This window comes from Acinetobacter sp. WA-87 (assembly GCF_039938935.1).
In the GTDB taxonomy this organism is placed as follows: domain Bacteria; phylum Pseudomonadota; class Gammaproteobacteria; order Pseudomonadales; family Moraxellaceae; genus Acinetobacter; species Acinetobacter seifertii.
Genome location: NZ_JBDUVF010000006.1, coordinates 90011 through 108634, shown reverse-complemented (window position 1 = coordinate 108634; position 18624 = coordinate 90011). Strand labels below are relative to the sequence as shown.

Sequence of the window (18624 nt, the reverse complement as noted above, 5' to 3'; positions counted from 1 at the left end):
TGCGGAATAAGCTAATTTGCTGCTTTAGACTCACTTGATGATTTTTCAGCATCACGTGTATGCGTTGTTGCCTGTTTTGATGAGTCAGATTTGCTAAATACAAATTTATAAGCACTTGCTAAAAAACCAACGGTAATCCCAGCAATTACAACAGGTGCTAAAAAACGACCAGGTTTTTTCATCGTATTTTCCTCACTTATTTGTTTTTATAGCTGTCAAAGACAGAACGACCACTCATATAGAGTGGTCGAACTTATCACAAAAATCAAAGATTTTTTGTACGGTTTATCTGAAAATTAGTTCACTCACTAAATTTCATCATTTTCACCAGTAGAGCCAAATGGTTTATTTACAGGTGGTTGTGCTGGGTTTACCTGTGCAGAATCTGCTGGTTTTGCATCAGATGGAACCGCTGACGGTGGAGTTGTCGTAGTTGGAGTTGAAGACGTACTCGCTGTTGTTGTAGTAGGTGGTTGATATAAAGGATTTGGATGATTTGCTTCTTTTTTCGCTTTATCAAGCAAATCAGATAGCAATCTTTCTGCTGGTTGGCGACCACCCAAACCAAATGCAAGTGCGAAAGCAACTGCAACTGCGCCTAGAGTTAAACCAAATGCAAGGTTCACAATCGAATCAGCAATACCCATCGCTTTTAAACCAAGCGCAAGAACTAAGCCGATAATCAAGACACGGACCAAACTACCTAACCAACGTGAACTATTATATTCACCACGTTGAACTACGTTCGCCACAACATTGGCAAGCCAGAAACCAATCACCAAAATCACAGCGCCTAATAGAATGTTTGCACCGAAATGGATAAACATTGCGATTAGACCACTAATCTGTTCAAAACCAAGACGGTCAGCAGCTTCAGAAACTGCAAACAACATGGTAAAGAACACAATTAACCAGCCAACAGCACCAGAGACTTTAGTTTGACCTAAAAAGCGTTGTACATCTAATTTTGCTGGAATTTCATCAACACCTGTTCCTGCAATAAGTTCAGCAACCAAGCGTCCAACAAAACGAGAAACAATATAAGCAACAAGTAGAATTAAACCAGCAGCAATAATGTTTGGAATCGCTTGCAAGATTTCATTCAGCATTGCTGTCGCAGGTTGAGAAATGGTCTGAATACCCAAAGCTTCAAATGCCACAATCAATGTCGTAATGATAATAATGGCAAAAACAAATGAACCTAAGAATTTGCCTACATTTGAATTTTTGAAAAGACCAATTTTTTCAGCTTGAGCCTGAACACCTAAGCTATTGATTAAACCTTCAACAATACCGCGTACAATTTTTGCCAAGATATAACCAACAAAAACGATAACGCCAGCAATAAAGATATTTGGTAAGAAGGCAATTGCCTCATTCACCATGTTTTGAACAGGAATAAGTAAACCTGTTAATCCCAAGATTGAGAGAACAATAGGAAGGAAAAGTAATAGTACAAGCCAGTAAAGAATTTCACCGATATTCTGACTGATTCCTCCTACACCCACTTCACTACTTAATTTATCATCAAGTTGCGTTCTAGATAGCACATTGGTGATCCCTGCTCGCACCACTCGAGCAACAATCCAGCCAATAAAGCCCACCACCACAGCAGCAATAATATTTGGAATGTAAACAAGTACCTGATTCACCATATTGCTAAATGGACCACTTACTCCACTAATGTTGAGTACATTTAAAGCAGCAACAACGGCAAGAATCAAAATAAACCAAAATATGACTTTGGAGACGAGACCTTCTATATTGGGAGTACGCCCTGTAGCTGAAGATAATTTGGCATTGGTATTTAATTTTTGCAGAAGTTTTTTTACCCCTGCTGCTACCACTAAAGCGATTATCCAGCCAACCAGTAAGATGACAATTGCAGCCAAAATAGGATGAAACTGATCCCAGTAATACATCGCATCAAACTGAGCGCCGCGAGGCCCATTAAAAAATTCATTCATATTGTTATGTCCTCAATTGTTATGTTCTTTTCAGTGTTATCAATAAATGAAAAACACCAGTTCGTTGTAAAAAATGACGATAAATGCGGTCTATGTCACCTTATGTTTTGAATATTTTTCAATCAACAACCTTCTGCATAAATACAACAAATTGATGCAAAAGATTGCAAAAAAAGCCTTCAGGGCACATCCTAAAGGCTTTCTATCAAGATATACTGTTGGGCTTACTATCCTTTGTAAGTCTTCAAATCAGAACTACCCATCATGACATGTGGTGTGGTCTCATGTTGAAAAGCTCCTTCTTCTTTAGGCGTTTTGCTATGATCAGCAACCATGTAGACGATGAGTGCAATAAGAAAAAGCCCAACAATAATTAAAATATAAACTGGCAATCTTCTTTTTTTCGCAGTTTCTTCAGGACTCGTCACATGAGGTGGTTTTGAAAAATCATGCATCTTCTTTCCCCTCTTCTATTATCATTAACTTTATAATCATCATAGCAATTTGATTTGTTGCATTGTGTGAAAAAGCATTATGCGTAGGTGACTAGGTTTGCAAAACTCTACTTTTAAAATAATAAATTTAGTATAAAATTTAGCCACATTAATTTTGACTATTAAAAATATAATCTCATTTTATTCATTACCTTCTTCAAAACTCGATTTGTAATACAATATGTTTTAGCGCTTACTTTTTATAAAATAGGCTATAATAAGCCCCCTTGTTTTAAAGCTACTCAATTTTATGATGTATCGTCAGCAAAGCGTAACTCTTGATCTCGACACTGACGTCACACATCAATGTTATTTGCATCAAACAAGAGATGAGCATCTCATTGGTATTATTGAATTTAATAAACCAAGCTTCCAGTTAAAATGGGGTGATCTTGAGTATTTCCGTCGCCGTACCGAAGAGTTCTCGGTCATGCCATTCCCTGATTGTGTTAATGCGATGATTGTTGATATTCGTAATATCAATGTATTTCTGGACAATGAAGTCCCGATTTTACCGTGGCGTTTACTTGAAGAAGACTGCCCTGTTCGCTTGGTTGTTCCTCAAGATCGTCTTGAATATTATGCAGGTCTATTTGAACCAACTTGGCTTTCAACAGATGTCGACAGCGCGATTTCAGAAATTCGTGAATTTATGGATATGTTTGTCCATTAATAAACATATCCATAAAAAGTTTTCTTAAAATATTTTATTTTCGGTTTTTACCAATAATTTTCTACCGCAATATTTCCTTCACCACGACGATTCATTGTCAAACCACGGCGTTTTAAAGCCTCTTTGGTATCATCTACCATTTGTGGGTTTCCACATAACATAACATGACTGGTTGCTGAATTAAGTTCCAGACCTGCTGCTTTTTCTAACTCACCATTTTCGATTAAAACCGGTAAGCGCTCATGCAACGGCGCTGATGAGTCTCGGGTAATAATAGGAATAAATTTAAAGCCGTTATGCCCTTCCCCAAACGTTTCAGCAATCTCTTGAATACGATCGATATAAGCCAATTCATCTACTGTACGGACGCTATAAACCAAATTAATCTTTTGATAATTAGACCAAGTTTCAAAGTCTTGTAGCATCGACAAAAATGGAGCCAGACCTGTACCTGTTGCCAACAACCATAAATCATGCGGCAAAGGTTGCTGATAGCGCGCCAAAGTCAGGTATCCATAGGGAATTTTTTCTAAATATAGCTCATCACCGACTTTCAAATGCTGTAGATTCGAAGTGAAAGCACCGTCTGGTACAACAATTGAGAAGAACTCTAGCGTTTCATCAAATGGAGAAGACACCACCGAATAAGCACGGACAACCAGTTCGTCACCTACCTTTAAACCTATACGCGCAAACTGACCTGCGGTAAATTTAAAATGCGAAGGACGAGTCATGGTAAAGCTGAAAAGTGTTGGGGTCCAACGATGAACTGATAAAACTTTTTCTACGCTAAATTTTTCAATTGACATGATTTCAACGTGGCATGAAATAGTGCGCTCATGTTAGCATGACAGCCGAAATAATGAATACTTTTAAACGTTAAGGCTTTTTAAACATGCGGATGACATTACGCCAGTTGGCTGTTTTTGTAGCAGTCGCCCAAGAAGGAACCGTTACTAAAGCCAGTGATGCGGTCAGACTGACGCAAAGTGCAGCTAGTATGGCTTTAGCCGATTTAGAAGACGGCTTAGGTGCTCCTTTATTTGATCGTTTAGGTAAGCGCTTACAGCTTAATGATCTTGGACGTTTTTTACTTCCTCAAGCATTAGAAATATTAGGACGTTGTGAAGCATTTGAACAAGCTGCCAAGGGTGAATTACAAAGTATCGATTTACGTATCGGTGCGACTTTAACCATTAGCGACTATTTAATGCCTGATTTAATGGCTAACTTTTTACAACGTCATCCGCAAGCACATTTACAACTTCAAGTGGGCAATACACGCCAAATGATTGAAGCAGTAAATCAGTTCCAACTAGATTTAGCTTTAATTGAAGGTTCTTGTCACTTACCTCAACTCCAGTGTATTCATTGGCGTGATGATGAGTTAGCAGTATGCTGTTCACCAGATCATCCTTTAACTCGTTTAAATCGCCCGCTTACACCTCAAGATTTTCATGACGTAGAATGGATTTTACGTGAAGAGGGATCTGGTACGCGTGAAGTCTTTGATAATGCAATTTTGCAAGATCTACCAGATGCCAACATTCGCTTAACGCTTGGTCATAATGAAGCAATCTTGAAAATAGTGGCAGGTGGCTTAGGAATGTCTTGTATTTCTAGATTAGCGATTGAACCTTTAAGTGAGAAAGGTCAACTCGTTATTTTAGATACACCATTTTGGCAACTGACCCGTCCACTTTATATGCTGGTACATCGCCAAAAATATCAAGGCCCAGGTCTTAAAGCATTTTTAAAATTCTGCGATGAAGATCAGGCTTAAAGCCTGATCTTCTAATGCCATCGTGAATCATTTTCACATGGCTCACCGTCATGATCTCCATCCATTTTAGTGTTCGGGCAATTTCTTACAAACCAACGTGCCTCTTCTAAAGAATGCATTTGCGAACAATGCTCACGCCCATCACAATGAAAAGCCGATGTTTCATTATTTACTCGTTCCGGGGCTGGAGCTGTTTGAGGAGTAAATGCTAAAGCCTTTTTCGTTTTCTCAGAAAGTTGTATATCTGGCAATTTACCCAAAGCTGCTCGCTGTTCCTTAATAATCTGCTTCTGTTGCTGTATTAATAATTGTACTTTTTCATGTGATGCACGCTGCTGAGCTTGTTGACGATAGTGCAATACAATAAAAGTCACACACGCAACAATAACCAAGATGCCAACGATAAATATACTGATGTACTCACGTGAACTCAGCTTGAATTTGCTGCGTTTAATTTTTCCCCGTTGAACCATATTTCCCCATTCTTTATCTTATTATTCATTTTTAAGAAAATTAAGGGAAATTAATATCTCCCTTAATTCTAAATCACTTAATCTTTCTGAACACATCAAAACAATTGTCTAGTACATTCATTATTTAAGTGTTTTTAATATATTACATTTAGCTCATTATTAACGTCGAAAATTTGACAATAACTCACTCGTGATCGCTTTATTGTGATCCGCAATTTTATTTTTTTTGGTTTTCGCAGGATTCGTGTCAATACGCTCAATTTTGATCGCTTTAAATTTCCCTTGATTGTCAGCCGCAAGAAATCTCACTTTTTCATTTCTTTTCGGCTCACCTTCTGATGCAGGAAAGTCAGAAATATGAAAGAAAATATCTCCTTCAGTGGTTGAAATAAAACCAAACCCCTTATCGGCGTTATATTGTTTTACTCTTCCAATATAAAACTCTTGTTTCATGATCTTTCCCCTACTTTTCCCATCCAATCGTTGCTGTAAATAAAAAGAGACTTTCAATTCCGCTGTTAAAAAATACGGTTTGATGAAGTCTCTTTTTTTATGACTATGTCAAAAATTAATCTTTTTGAACACTACCAAAAATCTTGTCGCCAGCATCGCCTAAACCAGGAACGATATAACCTTGTTCATTTAAGCCGTCATCAATAGATGCAGTATAAAGCTGAATGTCAGGATGTGCTGCCTCAACTTTTGCAATTCCTTCAGGAGCTGCAACCAATACCATAACACGAATATCTTTACATCCACTTGCCTTTAACACATCAATTGCAGCAACCAAAGAGTTACCTGTTGCCAGCATTGGATCGATAATCATTGCAATACGGTTAGCCACATCTGGAACTAGCTTTTTATAGTAAGTACGTACTTCCAAAGTCTCTTCGTTACGCTCAAGACCTAACACACTTACTTTTGCACTTGGAATCAGATTAAGCACGCCATCAAGCATACCAATACCAGCACGTAAAATCGGTACAATCGTTATTTTTTTACCAGCAATACGCTGAGTAGTAACAGTTCCAGCCCATCCATCAATTTCGCAATCCACAACTGGTAAATCTTTCGTTGCTTCATATGTCAATAACATAGTCACTTCTTGAGCAAGCTCACGGAAATTCTTAGTACTGATGTCAGCACGACGTAATAAACCTAATTTATGACGAATAAGTGGGTGACGAATTTCTTGAATGGCCACAGATGTTACCTAAAAATATAAAAACGTATTTATTATAATCTTTTTTTAACTATCAATAAAAAAAAGCCTCCATATTTGGAGGCTTTTTTGTACACAAGAATTATTGTTGTTGCGAAAGCATGAAATGTAATGGAGATAAAATTTCTGCTTTTAATGCCAAATTAATCATTGGATCTGGATATACACCCAAAATAATCACTAATGCAGCAGCAGCTAATACCATTAAACCACCCACTTTTTGTCCCCAGTGTGCATCAGCATCAATACGAGGAGTTTCAGGTGGAGTCATATACATCACAACCATCACACGTAAGTAGTAATACAAACCAATACCACTACCTACAATAATCATTGCAGCTAAGAACCAGTGTTGAGTCGTTACAGCAGCCATAACAACCAAGAACTTACCAATGAAGCCTGCTGTTAATGGAATACCAGCCAAAGATAACATCATGACTGTTAATGTTGCTGTAAGTACTGGACGGCGCCAGAACAAACCACGGTAGTCTGCAAGGCTTTGAGCTTCATCTACGTTGTTATATGGGCTAGACATTAACGCTACTGCACCAAAGGCACCAATAGTTGTTAATACATAAGTCACCACATACACAGTTACGCTACCTAAGCTCGCATATGTCATGCTAATTAAAGCAATTAACAAATAACCAAAGTGAGCAATAGATGAATAACCCAAAATACGTTTTAAGTTCACTTGACGAACAGCGAGCAAGTTACCGACTAAAATTGACAATACAGCAATGATTGTCAAAACAGTCACTAGCGAGTTCACCATAATTGCGCCAGAAGCAAGCAAATAACGTACGAACAAACCAATAGTCGCAACCTTAGCAGCAGTAGCTAAGAAAGTTGCCATTGGAGCTGGAGCGCCCGCATATACGTCTGGTGTCCATTTGTGAAACGGTGCAAGCGATAATTTGAATGCAACAGCAAAGATAATAAGTGCTAAACCTAATAACACCATTGGCTGTTTGATTGCGCCAAATAAAGCTTGAACAGAATCATAGAATGAAAGTGAACCAGTGTAAGCGTAGATATACGCCATACCCATCAACAACATCGCAGAAGCTGTTGCAGAAAGTACAAGGTACTTAATACCCGCTTCAAGCGATTGGCTACGTTGATATGTATAAGCAAGTAAGCCGTATACAGGAATCGACATTAACTCAAGGCTAATGAAGAAAGATGCATAGTGAGAACTTGCAACCATCAACATTGCACCTGCTACAGAAGCAAGTAACAAAAGATAGAGTTCTTCACGGTTGTCTTTATAAGTCTCGATATAAGCATGAGACAAAGTACAACACGCCAATGATGCAACTAAAATCATGAACTGATAGAACAATGTAAATGGATCAACCATAAACATGCCCATCACATTTGCCGGTACAAATTTACCGCCAAATAGTTCTAGCAAGATATAAAGTGCAGCAAGGTTTAAACCGACAACAGAAGTTGTTGCGATTAAATTATGGTTACGCTTAATTGCAATGAGCAACATGACGACGACTGTTGTCAACGCAACAATCATCACAGGCGCTAATGGCATAATCGTAGAGAATGATACTGTGAAGTTCATGATTATTGGATCTCCACATGGTCAAGTTGAGTAGCTGTTTGCTGAACAGTTTCAACGACTTCTTGTACTGGCACATAACTATTGACCAACCACTGCATACTTGAATGAGATACATCCAAGAATGTTTGTGGGAAGATACCAAGCCAAACGAGACCAATCGCACAAATCATCAAAATAACAACTTCACGAGCAGATAAGTCTTTTAATGGACTAGTGTAGTGTTGCTTTTGTTCAGGGTTTGGCTCACCAAATAAAGCACGGTGAATCAAGATCAAGCCATATAAACCTGCAAATACAAGGCTGATAGAAGCAAGAATCGTGAAGGCAGGATATTTATTAAATGAACCCATCAAAATCAGGAATTCACCAATAAAGTTACCTAAACCTGGCACACCAACAAGAGCAGCTACGAAGAACATTAAGAAGAATGGTAAGTATTGGAGTTGACCACGAAGACCACCCATCAAACGCAAATCACGTGTATGCAAGCGCTCGTAGATTTGACCAGACATAATGAACAATGCAGCAGATGACAAACCATGTGCCAACATCATGATCATTAAACCTTGGAAGGTCAAAATATTACCTGCATAGATTGCAAGTAAAATGAAGCCCATGTGTGAAATCGACGTATACGCAAGTAAACGTTTCATGTCAGTTTGCTGGTAAGCACACCAAGCGCCGTAGAAAATACCAATCAAACCGAAAATAATCGCAATATCTGCAAACTGTGCAGAAGCTGCTGGGAAGAATGGAATTACAAAACGGAGCAAACCGTACGCTGCTGTCTTAATCAAGATACCAGCCAAGTCTACAGAACCCGCTGTAGGAGCTTGAGCATGCGCATCTGGTAACCAGCCGTGCAATGGGAAAACTGGTAACTTCACTGCAAAACCAATAAAGAAGCAGATCATGAAACCATACGCGAAGCCAGCAGGTAAACGATTCGCTACAGCTAATAAATAGTTGTAATCAAAACCGATCATACCAGTCATCATGTAGCCATAGACCACAAGGCCAAGGATACCGATTAACATCACTAAACCAGCGATTTGCGTATATAAGAAGAACTTAGTTGCAGCGTAAACACGTGAACGGCCGTTTGAACCTTTATGACCCCATAACGCAATCAAGAAGTAGATTGGTACAAGCATCATCTCCCAGAAGAAGAAGAATAGGAACAAATCGATTGCCAAGAACACGCCAATAACGCCACCTAAACTCCATAATAAGTTTAAGTGGAAGAAACCAACGTTCTTTTGAATCTCGCCCCATGAACAACCAACAGCAAGTACACCAAGTAAAGCTGTTAACAACACCATGAGTAAAGACAAGCCATCCACTGCTAAGTGAATGCCAATACCGAGAGATTTAATCCACGGTAAATAGAACTCAGCTGACCAAGTTGGGACTTTTGAGCCCAACTCGTATGTATAAGTACCACTTTGCCAAAGTGCAAGACCTAAGCCTAAAGTAATGAGCATACCAATTAAGGCAATCCAGCGTGGCAAAGTTTTGTCGAGTTTATCGACTAACCAACAAGCAAAACCTGCAATGAACGGAACAAGGATCAGCGCGGGTAAAATTAAATTGTTTTCCATTTTATTTCCCCACTACCTGAATAACGATCAAGATCATCAATAACACCACTACACCGAGTGACATGCTTGATGCGTATTCACGCAATGAACCTGTTTGACGTGAGCTTGTAAAACTGTTTCCGCCTTTAACAAGTGCAGGAAGCACAAGCCACAAGCTATCAATTGGATCACGACCAAATAGTTTGGCGAAGAATAAATAAGGTTTAACAAAAACGATGTCATACAACGCATCGAAACCAAATGCAGTACGACAAATATGAGCTAAGCCAGCACCAAGACTTGTTTGAGCAAATGATTTCACTGCACCGTAAGCAAATGCAAACAAACCAATACCAACAGCTAAACCAGCAAGCGCAATACCTACAGCTAAATGCTCTGCTCCATGCATGCCTTCTACAAATTGTTCAGCAACATGGAATTCAGGAATTTTCGCTGTATTTAAAATACCAGCTACAGGACCTTTTAGTGCAGCGCCCACAAAAGTAGACAATACTGCCAAGATACCTAATGGCGCCCAGTAAGTTGCACCTTTAATCTCATGGTAATGTGTATTTTCTTTACCGAAGAATACAACCCAGATTAAACGGAAGGTATAGATTGAAGTCAGGAACGCACCTGCTACACCAGCCCAATATAAGGTGTGGTATAGAGCAACTGATTGACCTTGTACCCAAACTTCACCAAGAATCGCATCTTTTGAGAAGAAGCCGATTGTTAAGAATGGAATCGCTGCTAATGCACCGCCACCAATCGCGAAACATGCAAATAGGAATTTGTTTTTGTAGAACAAACCGCCCATTTTGAAAATATTTTGTTCGTGATGGTAAGCAAGAATAACTGCACCAGAAGACAAGAATAATAATGCTTTGAAGAATGCGTGAGCCAACATGTGGAACAAGCCAGCTTGGTAAGCTTCTGCACCTACAGCCATAAACATATAACCAAGCTGACTCATTGTTGAGTAAGCCAAAATACGTTTGATGTCTGTTTGCACAAGAGCAGCAAAGCCTGCAACTAATAAAGTTACAGCACCTGTTACCGAAATGAATTGCATCACTTCAGGTGCAAGCTCAAATACGCTGAATAAACGGCAGCATAAGTACACACCAGCCGTTACCATTGTTGCTGCGTGGATTAATGCAGAAACAGGTGTTGGACCTGCCATCGCATCTGCCAACCATGTTTGCAATGGAATTTGAGCAGATTTACCAGCAGCACCCAAGAACAACATTAACGCAGTCCAGATGGTAAGTGACGAACTCTTCGTCATTACTTCTGCTGCATGTTCAACAATGTACTGAGTATTCAGTGTACCAAATTGTTGGTAAAGCAAGAATAAAGCGATAAGTAAGAATACGTCACCTACGCGTGTAACTGTAAATGCTTTGATCGCTGCCCAACCATTTGCAGGGTTTGCATAATAGAAACCGATGAGCAAGTAAGAGCAAAGACCTACGCCTTCCCAACCTAAGAATAACAACGCTAAGTTGTCACCCAATACAAGCACAAGCATGCTTGCAACGAATAGGTTGAAATAAGAGAAGAAACGCGCATAACCTTCTTCACCACGCATGTACCATGATGCAAAGATGTGGATTAGGAAACCAACACCAGTGATCATGCCCATCATAAGTAAAGATAAGCCATCTAAATGTAAGCTAATGCCAGGAGCGAAACCACCAACATTGAACCATGTCCAAAGGTTTTGAACAAAAACCTGCTGACCGCTATTGGTAAATGCCATACCAGCAATCAATGCAAATAATGCAGACAAACCTACAGAACCCACACCAATAATTGCTGCAACATTTTCAGAGAGCTTATCACGCCCTGCCGCCAATAAAATAAAACCGATTAGCGGAAATAATACTGTTAGATATAAATAACTCATCCGCGCATCTCACTAGCAGCATCCACATCCAAATGATGGAAGCGATGATAGAACTGAAGGACAATCGCAAGACCGATACACGCCTCTGCCGCAGCAAGGGTTAAAATCAGAATGAACATCACTTGTCCATCTGGTTGTGCCCATACGCTACCCGCAAGAACGAATGCTAACGCAGCAGCATTCATCATGATTTCAAGGCTCATTAACATAAATAGTAGGTTGCGTCGCACCATTACACCGTAAAAACCGAGTGCAAAAAGAATGGTTGCAACAATCAAACCATGTTCTAAAGGGATCTGGCCCATTATTCTTTTTCCTCTTCTGCACCTGGTTCACGTTTACCTAAGTGGTATGCTGCAACAAGGGCTGCTAGCAATAACATCGCGGCAACTTCAACCAATAATAAGTAGTGAGTAAAGAGCGCTTGACCAACAACTTTTGGTCCAATTACTTGTGCTCCAAGTGGTGCAGAGATGGTTGTATATTCACCACCAAGCATCCAAACTAAAAGTAAGCCAAGTAAAAAGCTCATGAGTGCTGGATATGCCCAAGCATCTGAAGAAAGCCATTTACGCTCTTGTTCTACAGTGTGTTGCCCTAAGTTAAGCATCATCACCACGAATACGAACAAGACCATAATTGCACCAGCATAAACAATGATTTCGAGGGCGCCAGCAAACGGCGCACCTACGATCATGAAAATACCAGCAACTGCAAGTAATGAAACAATCAGACTAAGCAATGCATGTACAGGGTTCGTGTTAGTAACTACACGAACCGTAGAAACGATGGCCACGAGCGCCATCAAATAAAACGGCCACATCATGGTAATAGACTCCGTACATCGATTGGTGCACTTTCTTTTTGTGCTTGACCTTTCTCTTTACCGCTAACAGCCATACCAGTTACACGGTAGAAGTTGTAGTCTGGGTATTTACCTGGACCTGAAATGAGTAAGTTTTCTTTCTCATATACAAGGTCTTGACGTACGTATTCGCCTAACTCGAAATCTGGAGTCATTTGAATCGCTGTCGTTGGACATGCTTCTTCACACATACCGCAGAAAATACAACGAGAGAAGTTGATACGGAAAAACTCCGGATACCAACGCCCATCTTCTTTTTCTGCTTTTTGTAGTGAAATACAGCCAACTGGACATGCAACCGCACAAAGGTTACATGCCACACAACGTTCTTCCCCATCTGGGTCACGCGTTAATACGATACGACCACGAAAGCGTGGCGGCACAATTTGTTCAGCCGGTACTTCTGGATATAAAATCGTGTCACGTTTACGCGTTGCATGGCTAAATACCATAAACAACGAACGTACAATTGATCCGAATCCAGCTAGAAATTTATACATTTTGTACTCCCTGCTGTCCTAGGCCTGATTCATCAGAATCACAGCACCAGTCACTAACAAGTTGACCAACGCCAATGGCAAACAAATTTTCCAACCAAAGTTCATGACTTGGTCATAACGTGGACGCATTAAAGAACCACGTGCCAATACAAACATCATTACAAAGAATGCTGTTTTAATCACAAACCAGAATACTGGTGGAACAAATGGAATTTCTAAATTGAATGGCGCTAACCAGCCACCAAAGAATAAAGTCACGATCAATGCAGAGATAAGTACAACGTTGACATATTCAGCAACGAAGAACATACCCCATTTCATACCGCCATATTCAACATGGTAACCTTCAGCCAATTCTTGTTCTGCTTCTGGTTGGTCAAATGGATGACGGTGAGTTACCGCAACACCAGCAACCACAAAAATCAAGAAACCTAAGAATTGTGGAATAACGAACCAAACATCGCGTTGTGCTTCAACAATTTCACGAAGGTTGAATGAACCTGCAATTGCAACCACACCCATTAACGAGATACCCAAGAACACTTCATAAGAAATGGTTTGAGCAGCTGAACGTAAGCCACCAAGCAATGAGTATTTGTTATTTGAAGCCCAGCCACCAAATAAGACTGCATAGACTGCAATACCAGCCATTGCCATAAAGAACAACAAACCGATGCTCATGTCGGCAACACCCAGTGAAGGACTCACCGGGATAACCATGAACGAAAGCACCGCAGTTGCCATCGCAACTGCTGGAGCTAAACGGAAAGTTAATTTATCAGCAAATTTTGGTGTCCAGTCTTCTTTGAACATGATCTTGAGCATGTCGGCAACGATCTGGAACATACCACCAGGACCAACACGGTTTGGACCATAACGGTCTTGCCACCAAGCAAGTAAACGACGCTCAATAAAAGACATCAACGCAGCAACAAGAACAACAACAAGCAAAATCACAACTGCTTGAACAACTGCATAAGCAATTGGCCAGTTCTCAGCCCAAAGTGGCGTTTGACGTATAATTTCTTGATTCATGAATTACACTCCTAATGCCACTGAAACAGGCTCAGCTAACGATACTGTTGGTGCTAAACCAACTGGGTAACCGATATAACCTGTAGGTAAGTATTCAATTACTTGTACAGGCAAGCTCACTGTAGTTTCGCCTGCTTTAACTGTAATGCGTTGGCCTTCTTGCAAATTCAAACGCGTTGCATCTTGCTCACCAACTGCAAACATAGCTTCTGGAATACGAGTTTCCATTGCAGGTGTTTTAATCGTGAATTCACCAGAACCAAAGATGTGGTGCATTGGTACAAGACGGAAGCTTTCAGGGTTTGCAACTACAGCAGTTGGAGCAACATAGCTACGTGCTGGACGTTTTGCTAAACGATCGAATAAACGAACGCCCGAATCACCACCTTTTAAGTGACCGCCCACTTCATCTTGGTATTTGTTCCAAGATTGTGGAGAATTCCAACCCGGAGCCCACGCAAATGGTACAAGTGAAGATGCATTTTGTGGACCAACATAACCTTCCATAGAGAATGTTAATGCTGAGTCTGGATCTGTTGGCTGTTTAGGTTCATGAACCGATAAAGGTGCACGAATTGCTGTACGACCAGAATAACGACGTGGTTCACGCGCAATTTTCAAACCATGTACACGGTAGCCTGCATCTGGTGCAACGTCTTGAATTGCTTCAAGCACAGGAACATTTTTAACGATAGTTTCGATAACGTCATCAAGCAATGTCCAATCAACTGGCTTACCTTTAAGACCAGTTTCAATGGCATGCAACCAACGCCAAGATTCTTTAATCGCGTATTCAGGCTTGTAGTAGCTTGGATCGTAAACTTGGTAGAAGCGCTGTGCACGGCCTTCTTGGCTTACAACAGTACCATCACCTTCAGCAAAGCTTGATGCTGAAAGTACAATATCAGCCTGTTTCACAGTTTCTGTTTCGCTGTGATCAAGCACGATTACTGTTTCAGCTTTATCAAGTGCTGCTTTAACTTGAGCAGCCGGTAAGCGACGGAACAAGTCATTTTCAACAATAACAAGTGTGTCGTAGTCTTGAGCAAATGCTTGTTCAAGGCTTAAACCGCCAAACAATGCCAAGCCCATAGAGTTCACTTCAGGAACAACAAGGCTTAAACCAGCTTTTGAACCAAGGTTTTGCGTTAACTCTGCCGCAGCTTCCATAATTGAAGCATCTTGCAAGCTCGTACCCGCAATAATTAACGGTTTGTTTGCTGCTTTTAAAGTGTCGGCAATAGTTTGTGCAAATGCTTTTGCATCATCATCTAAACCACTTACGACTTCACCTTTAACTGCTGCAGCAACTGCAAAGCCTAAACGCGCGATGTCGTTTGGAGATGCAACCACTTCACCAGTCGCAACATCAGCAAGACGAGTTTGAGTTGCAGCCAAGATATAGATCGGAGACTTCGCTTCCTGACCAATACGTTGTACAGGCTCAGCTAACCAATCTGGTGTACGTGTTTTTGCAGCCATTTCGCGAGCTTTGTTTTTCGCAGCTTGACGAACTGACAATGCCATACGAGGTGCAGTTTGAGTTAAATCTTCACCCAAAATTAATACTGCATCATAGCCTTCAATTTCACGCATGTTCGGGTTGTAAATACCCTCTGTTTGCATGATTGAAGCTGCAAGCTCAACAAGATTTTGCTCTTTTTGTGCAACACCTGTTGAATAGTTTGCTTGGCCTACAAGTTCACGTAATGCATAGTTTGATTCTAAGCTTGCACGTGGTGAACCAATACCTAAAACTTTCTTACCTTCAAGTTTCGCAATTGCTTGATCTAAAGCTTGGTCAACTGAAACAGTTGCTACTGTTTCACCATTGCGGAATTGAGGTTGACGCGGACGATCTGCACGGTTGACATAACCTGTGCCAAAACGACCTTTGTCACAAAGGAAGTATTGGTTAACCGAACCATTGAAGCGGTTTTCTACACGACGGATTTCGCCATAACGCTCACCCGGAGAAATGTTACAACCCGAAGAGCAGCCATGACACACGCTTGGTGCATATTGCATATCCCATTTACGGTTATAGCGTTCTGAATGAGTCTTGTCGGTAAATACACCTGTTGGACATACTTCAGTCAAGTTACCTGAGAATTCAGACTCTAAAGTACCTGATTCTGGGCGACCAAAGTAAACACGTGACGCATTGGCATATACACCAAAGTCTGTACCACCCGCATAGTCTTTGTAGTAACGAACACAACGGTAACAAGCAATACAACGGTTCATTTCATGCGCGATGAATGAGCCGAGTTCTTGATTGTAGTGTGTACGCTTCGTAAAACGATAGCGACGACGGTCGTGACCTGTCATTACAGTCATATCTTGTAAATGACAGTGACCACCCTCTTCACATACTGGACAGTCGTGTGGGTGATTCGTCATTAAGAATTCAACAATAGACGCACGGAAATCCGTAGCTTCTTTGTCTTCAATCGAGATATAGGTATTGTCAGATGCTGGCGTCATGCATGACATCACAAGACGTCCGCGCGTATCTTCAGGATTTGCATACTGAGTTACGGCACATTGACGGCAAGAACCAACCGAACCTAAGGATGGATGCCAACAAAAATATGGGATGTCGATGCCCAGACTCAAACATGCTTGTAGCAAGTTTTCCGAGCCGTTGACTTCATACGATTTTCCATCGACATGAATTGTAGCCATAGTCGAATTCCTTAAGCTTGTTCTACGTTGCTGGTTTGCACGACAGGACGATTCGTCACTTTCGCTTCAAACTCACCACGGAAATGTTTGAGTGCGCCCATAAGCGGCTCCATCGCACCTGGTGCGTGGGCACAGAAAGTTTTACCAATCCACAATTTACGAGTTAACTCTTGTAAATGATCGATATCTTCTTTCTTACCTTCACCTGTCTCAAGTGCTTTAAGCGCTTTAACAGCCCATGGCAAACCATCACGGCATGGTGTACAGAAACCGCATGATTCGCGCGCAAAGAACTCTTCTAAGTTACGAGTGAGCGATACCATACATTGAGTTTCATCTACCACCATCAGCAAACATGTTCCCAGACGAGAACCTGCTTTCATAATAGTGTCTGCATCCATTGGTAAATCAATAGTATCTGCAGGTAAAAAGTCAGTAGACGCACCACCTGGTAACCATGCTTTAAGCTTTAAGCCTTCACGCATACCACCGGCATGATCTTCAATTACTTCACGAGCAGTCGTACCAAATGGAAGTTCCCAAAGACCAGGGAATTTAACTTTACCTGACGCACCATAAATCTTAGTGCCTGGATCTTTTGATTTACCAGCTGATAAACCGATATACCACTCTGGACCACGAAGCATGATTGCTGGCAAGTTGTTATAAGTTTCAACGTTGTTCACAATCGTAGGACGACCCCATGCACCAGCAACTTGCGGGAATGGTGGTTTAGTACGTGGGTTAGCACGGCGGCCTTCAAGTGAGTTAATCAATGCAGTTTCTTCACCGCAGATATAACGACCTGCGCCTGTATGCACGTGTAACTCAAAGTTCCAGCCAGAACCTAAAATGTTGTCACCTAAGTAACCTTTAGCGCGAATTTGCTCAAGCGCTTCATTTAGGTATTGTGCAGCCTCGATGTATTCGCCACGAATGAAGATATAACCTTGAGTTGCTTCTAAGGTATAACCTGCAATCAACATACCTTCGATCAATTGGTGAGGAAGTTTTTCCATCAACAAACGGTCTTTAAAGGTACCCGGTTCCATCTCATCGGCGTTACAGATTAAGTAACGTGGGCCACCATCATTTGGTGCCATAAGAGACCATTTGATCCCTGCTGGGAAGCCTGCACCACCACGACCTTTTACAGTTGCAGCTTTAATGACATCTAACACTTCAGCAGGTTTCATACCTAATGCTTTTTTAAAGCCTGCATAACCTTCAAGTGCTTCGTAATCGTCAGCGCTACGTACTGCTTCTTGTTTGCTTAAACGCCAAGTCAGTGGATGAGTTTCCGGATTACCGTCGCCATAAATTGGTTTTGGTTCGGTATTCATACATACTTCTCCAATAACTGTTTGATTGATGTCACTTCCACTAAACCGTGAGTATCTTCATCAATCATTAACGTTGGGCCTTTGTCACAGTTGCCTAGGCAGCAAATTGGTAGCAGTGTAAAACGACCATCTGGTGTCGTCTGACCATACTGAATACCTAATTCACGTTGGAATGCTTCAGCAAGTGTTTCAGCACCCATTAAGAAGCAAGCAATTGAGTCACAAAGCAAAATTACGTGACGACCTACCGGATGGCGATAGATACGGTTGTAAAATGTTGCAACACCTTCCAAATCAGCAACACTCATCGACAACAACTGTGCGATGGCATTCATTTGAGCGTCATCTACCCAACCATTACGGCGCTGTACGCACTTCAAAGCATCCAAAGAGGCTGCACGTGGGTACGGATAGTGACCAATGTGATGTTCGATGTCGTGAATTTCTTCCGCAGTCAAAATTCCTTCAACATTCACACGTGGTTTTTTATCAGTCAAAATCATCATTATG

General features: G+C 41.0%; 19 protein-coding genes. 2 read left to right on the top strand and 17 right to left on the bottom strand.

What is annotated here, in order from left to right; all coding sequences use genetic code 11:
* Positions 1-11: 11 nt before the first annotated feature.
* From ABFY81_RS16010 to ABFY81_RS16000, 3 genes are all read right to left on the bottom strand, one after another.
* Positions 12-182 carry a hypothetical protein gene (locus ABFY81_RS16010; protein WP_004703471.1) on the bottom strand — a complete coding sequence of 57 codons (171 nt, stop codon included), beginning with the start codon at positions 180-182 and terminating at the stop codon, positions 12-14.
* 126 nt (positions 183-308) lie between these two features.
* Entirely contained in the window at positions 309-1967 is a 1659-nt protein-coding gene (locus tag ABFY81_RS16005; RefSeq protein ID WP_347914152.1) for a mechanosensitive ion channel, read from the bottom strand.
* A gap of 227 nt (positions 1968-2194) precedes the next feature.
* Positions 2195-2422 carry a hypothetical protein gene (locus ABFY81_RS16000; RefSeq protein ID WP_039251644.1) on the bottom strand — a complete coding sequence of 76 codons (228 nt, stop codon included), beginning with the start codon at positions 2420-2422 and terminating at the stop codon, positions 2195-2197.
* Positions 2423-2714: 292 nt separating this feature from the next.
* On the opposite strand from ABFY81_RS16000, the gene ABFY81_RS15995 reads away from it, so the two are divergent.
* On the top strand, positions 2715-3134 hold the full coding sequence (locus ABFY81_RS15995; RefSeq protein WP_347914189.1) for a hypothetical protein: 420 nt from the start codon (positions 2715-2717) through the stop codon (positions 3132-3134).
* A 47-nt stretch (positions 3135-3181) separates the two neighbouring features.
* On the opposite strand, the gene ABFY81_RS15990 is transcribed toward ABFY81_RS15995, so the two are convergent.
* A complete protein-coding gene (locus ABFY81_RS15990; RefSeq protein ID WP_347914151.1) occupies positions 3182-3943 on the bottom strand; it encodes a ferredoxin--NADP reductase in 762 nt (253 codons plus the stop codon).
* An 86-nt stretch (positions 3944-4029) separates the two neighbouring features.
* Here ABFY81_RS15990 and gigC point away from each other — a divergent pair, with 86 nt between their 5' ends.
* Entirely contained in the window at positions 4030-4917 is an 888-nt protein-coding gene (gene gigC / locus ABFY81_RS15985; RefSeq protein ID WP_004703480.1) for a LysR family transcriptional regulator GigC, read from the top strand.
* Between the two features lie 11 nt (positions 4918-4928).
* On the opposite strand, the gene ABFY81_RS15980 is transcribed toward gigC, so the two are convergent.
* The 13 genes from ABFY81_RS15980 to nuoE form a co-directional block, all read right to left on the bottom strand.
* A complete protein-coding gene (locus ABFY81_RS15980) occupies positions 4929-5390 on the bottom strand; it encodes an excalibur calcium-binding domain-containing protein (RefSeq protein WP_227504480.1) in 462 nt (153 codons plus the stop codon).
* Positions 5391-5549: 159 nt separating this feature from the next.
* A complete protein-coding gene (locus tag ABFY81_RS15975; RefSeq protein ID WP_039251649.1) occupies positions 5550-5843 on the bottom strand; it encodes a cold shock domain-containing protein in 294 nt (97 codons plus the stop codon).
* 115 nt (positions 5844-5958) lie between these two features.
* Positions 5959-6594: a uracil phosphoribosyltransferase gene (gene upp, locus ABFY81_RS15970; RefSeq protein WP_004703485.1), complete on the bottom strand. Its 636-nt coding sequence runs from the start codon at positions 6592-6594 to the stop codon at positions 5959-5961.
* Positions 6595-6694: 100 nt separating this feature from the next.
* Positions 6695-8191 carry an NADH-quinone oxidoreductase subunit NuoN gene (gene nuoN, locus ABFY81_RS15965; protein WP_004703492.1) on the bottom strand — a complete coding sequence of 499 codons (1497 nt, stop codon included), beginning with the start codon at positions 8189-8191 and terminating at the stop codon, positions 6695-6697.
* A 2-nt stretch (positions 8192-8193) separates the two neighbouring features.
* A complete protein-coding gene (gene nuoM / locus ABFY81_RS15960; protein WP_039251650.1) occupies positions 8194-9792 on the bottom strand; it encodes an NADH-quinone oxidoreductase subunit M in 1599 nt (532 codons plus the stop codon).
* 1 nt (position 9793) lies between these two features.
* Entirely contained in the window at positions 9794-11683 is a 1890-nt protein-coding gene (gene nuoL / locus ABFY81_RS15955) for an NADH-quinone oxidoreductase subunit L (RefSeq protein WP_039251652.1), read from the bottom strand.
* Complete coding sequence (gene nuoK / locus ABFY81_RS15950; RefSeq protein WP_000529822.1) at positions 11680-11988, bottom strand: NADH-quinone oxidoreductase subunit NuoK; 309 nt, start codon at positions 11986-11988, stop codon at positions 11680-11682. The genes nuoL and nuoK overlap by 4 nt, the downstream gene beginning before the upstream one ends.
* Positions 11988-12506, bottom strand: coding sequence for an NADH-quinone oxidoreductase subunit J (nuoJ, locus tag ABFY81_RS15945; RefSeq protein WP_014205902.1), 519 nt, complete (start codon positions 12504-12506; stop codon positions 11988-11990). Before nuoJ ends, nuoK begins: the two co-directional genes overlap by 1 nt.
* Entirely contained in the window at positions 12506-13048 is a 543-nt protein-coding gene (gene nuoI, locus ABFY81_RS15940) for an NADH-quinone oxidoreductase subunit NuoI (RefSeq protein ID WP_004703498.1), read from the bottom strand. The genes nuoJ and nuoI overlap by 1 nt, the downstream gene beginning before the upstream one ends.
* Positions 13049-13066: 18 nt before the next feature.
* Positions 13067-14083, bottom strand: coding sequence for an NADH-quinone oxidoreductase subunit NuoH (nuoH, locus tag ABFY81_RS15935; protein WP_004703499.1), 1017 nt, complete (start codon positions 14081-14083; stop codon positions 13067-13069).
* A 3-nt stretch (positions 14084-14086) separates the two neighbouring features.
* Positions 14087-16771, bottom strand: a complete 2685-nt coding sequence (gene nuoG, locus ABFY81_RS15930; RefSeq protein ID WP_004703501.1) for an NADH-quinone oxidoreductase subunit NuoG — start codon at positions 16769-16771, stop codon at positions 14087-14089.
* Between the two features lie 11 nt (positions 16772-16782).
* Positions 16783-18114, bottom strand: coding sequence for an NADH-quinone oxidoreductase subunit NuoF (gene nuoF / locus ABFY81_RS15925; RefSeq protein ID WP_004703505.1), 1332 nt, complete (start codon positions 18112-18114; stop codon positions 16783-16785).
* On the bottom strand, positions 18111-18620 hold the full coding sequence (nuoE, locus tag ABFY81_RS15920) for an NADH-quinone oxidoreductase subunit NuoE (RefSeq protein WP_003653477.1): 510 nt from the start codon (positions 18618-18620) through the stop codon (positions 18111-18113). The genes nuoF and nuoE overlap by 4 nt, the downstream gene beginning before the upstream one ends.
* Positions 18621-18624 lie beyond the last annotated feature (4 nt).

Bases quoted from the DNA above. Each gene is read 5' to 3' on its own strand.
- ABFY81_RS16010 (WP_004703471.1), bottom strand. From the start codon at position 182: ATGAAAAAACCTGGTCGTTTTTTAGCACCTGTTGTAATTGCTGGGATT.
- ABFY81_RS16005 (WP_347914152.1), bottom strand. From the start codon at position 1,967: ATGAATGAATTTTTTAATGGGCCTCGCGGCGCTCAGTTTGATGCGATG.
- ABFY81_RS16000 (WP_039251644.1), bottom strand. From the start codon at position 2,422: ATGCATGATTTTTCAAAACCACCTCATGTGACGAGTCCTGAAGAAACT.
- ABFY81_RS15995 (WP_347914189.1), top strand. From the start codon at position 2,715: ATGTATCGTCAGCAAAGCGTAACTCTTGATCTCGACACTGACGTCACA.
- ABFY81_RS15990 (WP_347914151.1), bottom strand. From the start codon at position 3,943: ATGTCAATTGAAAAATTTAGCGTAGAAAAAGTTTTATCAGTTCATCGT.
- gigC (WP_004703480.1), top strand. From the start codon at position 4,030: ATGCGGATGACATTACGCCAGTTGGCTGTTTTTGTAGCAGTCGCCCAA.
- ABFY81_RS15980 (WP_227504480.1), bottom strand. From the start codon at position 5,390: ATGGTTCAACGGGGAAAAATTAAACGCAGCAAATTCAAGCTGAGTTCA.
- ABFY81_RS15975 (WP_039251649.1), bottom strand. From the start codon at position 5,843: ATGAAACAAGAGTTTTATATTGGAAGAGTAAAACAATATAACGCCGAT.
- nuoN (WP_004703492.1), bottom strand. From the start codon at position 8,191: ATGAACTTCACAGTATCATTCTCTACGATTATGCCATTAGCGCCTGTG.
- nuoM (WP_039251650.1), bottom strand. From the start codon at position 9,792: ATGGAAAACAATTTAATTTTACCCGCGCTGATCCTTGTTCCGTTCATT.
- nuoL (WP_039251652.1), bottom strand. From the start codon at position 11,683: ATGAGTTATTTATATCTAACAGTATTATTTCCGCTAATCGGTTTTATT.
- nuoK (WP_000529822.1), bottom strand. From the start codon at position 11,988: ATGGGCCAGATCCCTTTAGAACATGGTTTGATTGTTGCAACCATTCTT.
- nuoJ (WP_014205902.1), bottom strand. From the start codon at position 12,506: ATGTGGCCGTTTTATTTGATGGCGCTCGTGGCCATCGTTTCTACGGTT.
- nuoI (WP_004703498.1), bottom strand. From the start codon at position 13,048: ATGTATAAATTTCTAGCTGGATTCGGATCAATTGTACGTTCGTTGTTT.
- nuoH (WP_004703499.1), bottom strand. From the start codon at position 14,083: ATGAATCAAGAAATTATACGTCAAACGCCACTTTGGGCTGAGAACTGG.
- nuoG (WP_004703501.1), bottom strand. From the start codon at position 16,771: ATGGCTACAATTCATGTCGATGGAAAATCGTATGAAGTCAACGGCTCG.
- nuoF (WP_004703505.1), bottom strand. From the start codon at position 18,114: ATGAATACCGAACCAAAACCAATTTATGGCGACGGTAATCCGGAAACT.
- nuoE (WP_003653477.1), bottom strand. From the start codon at position 18,620: ATGATGATTTTGACTGATAAAAAACCACGTGTGAATGTTGAAGGAATT.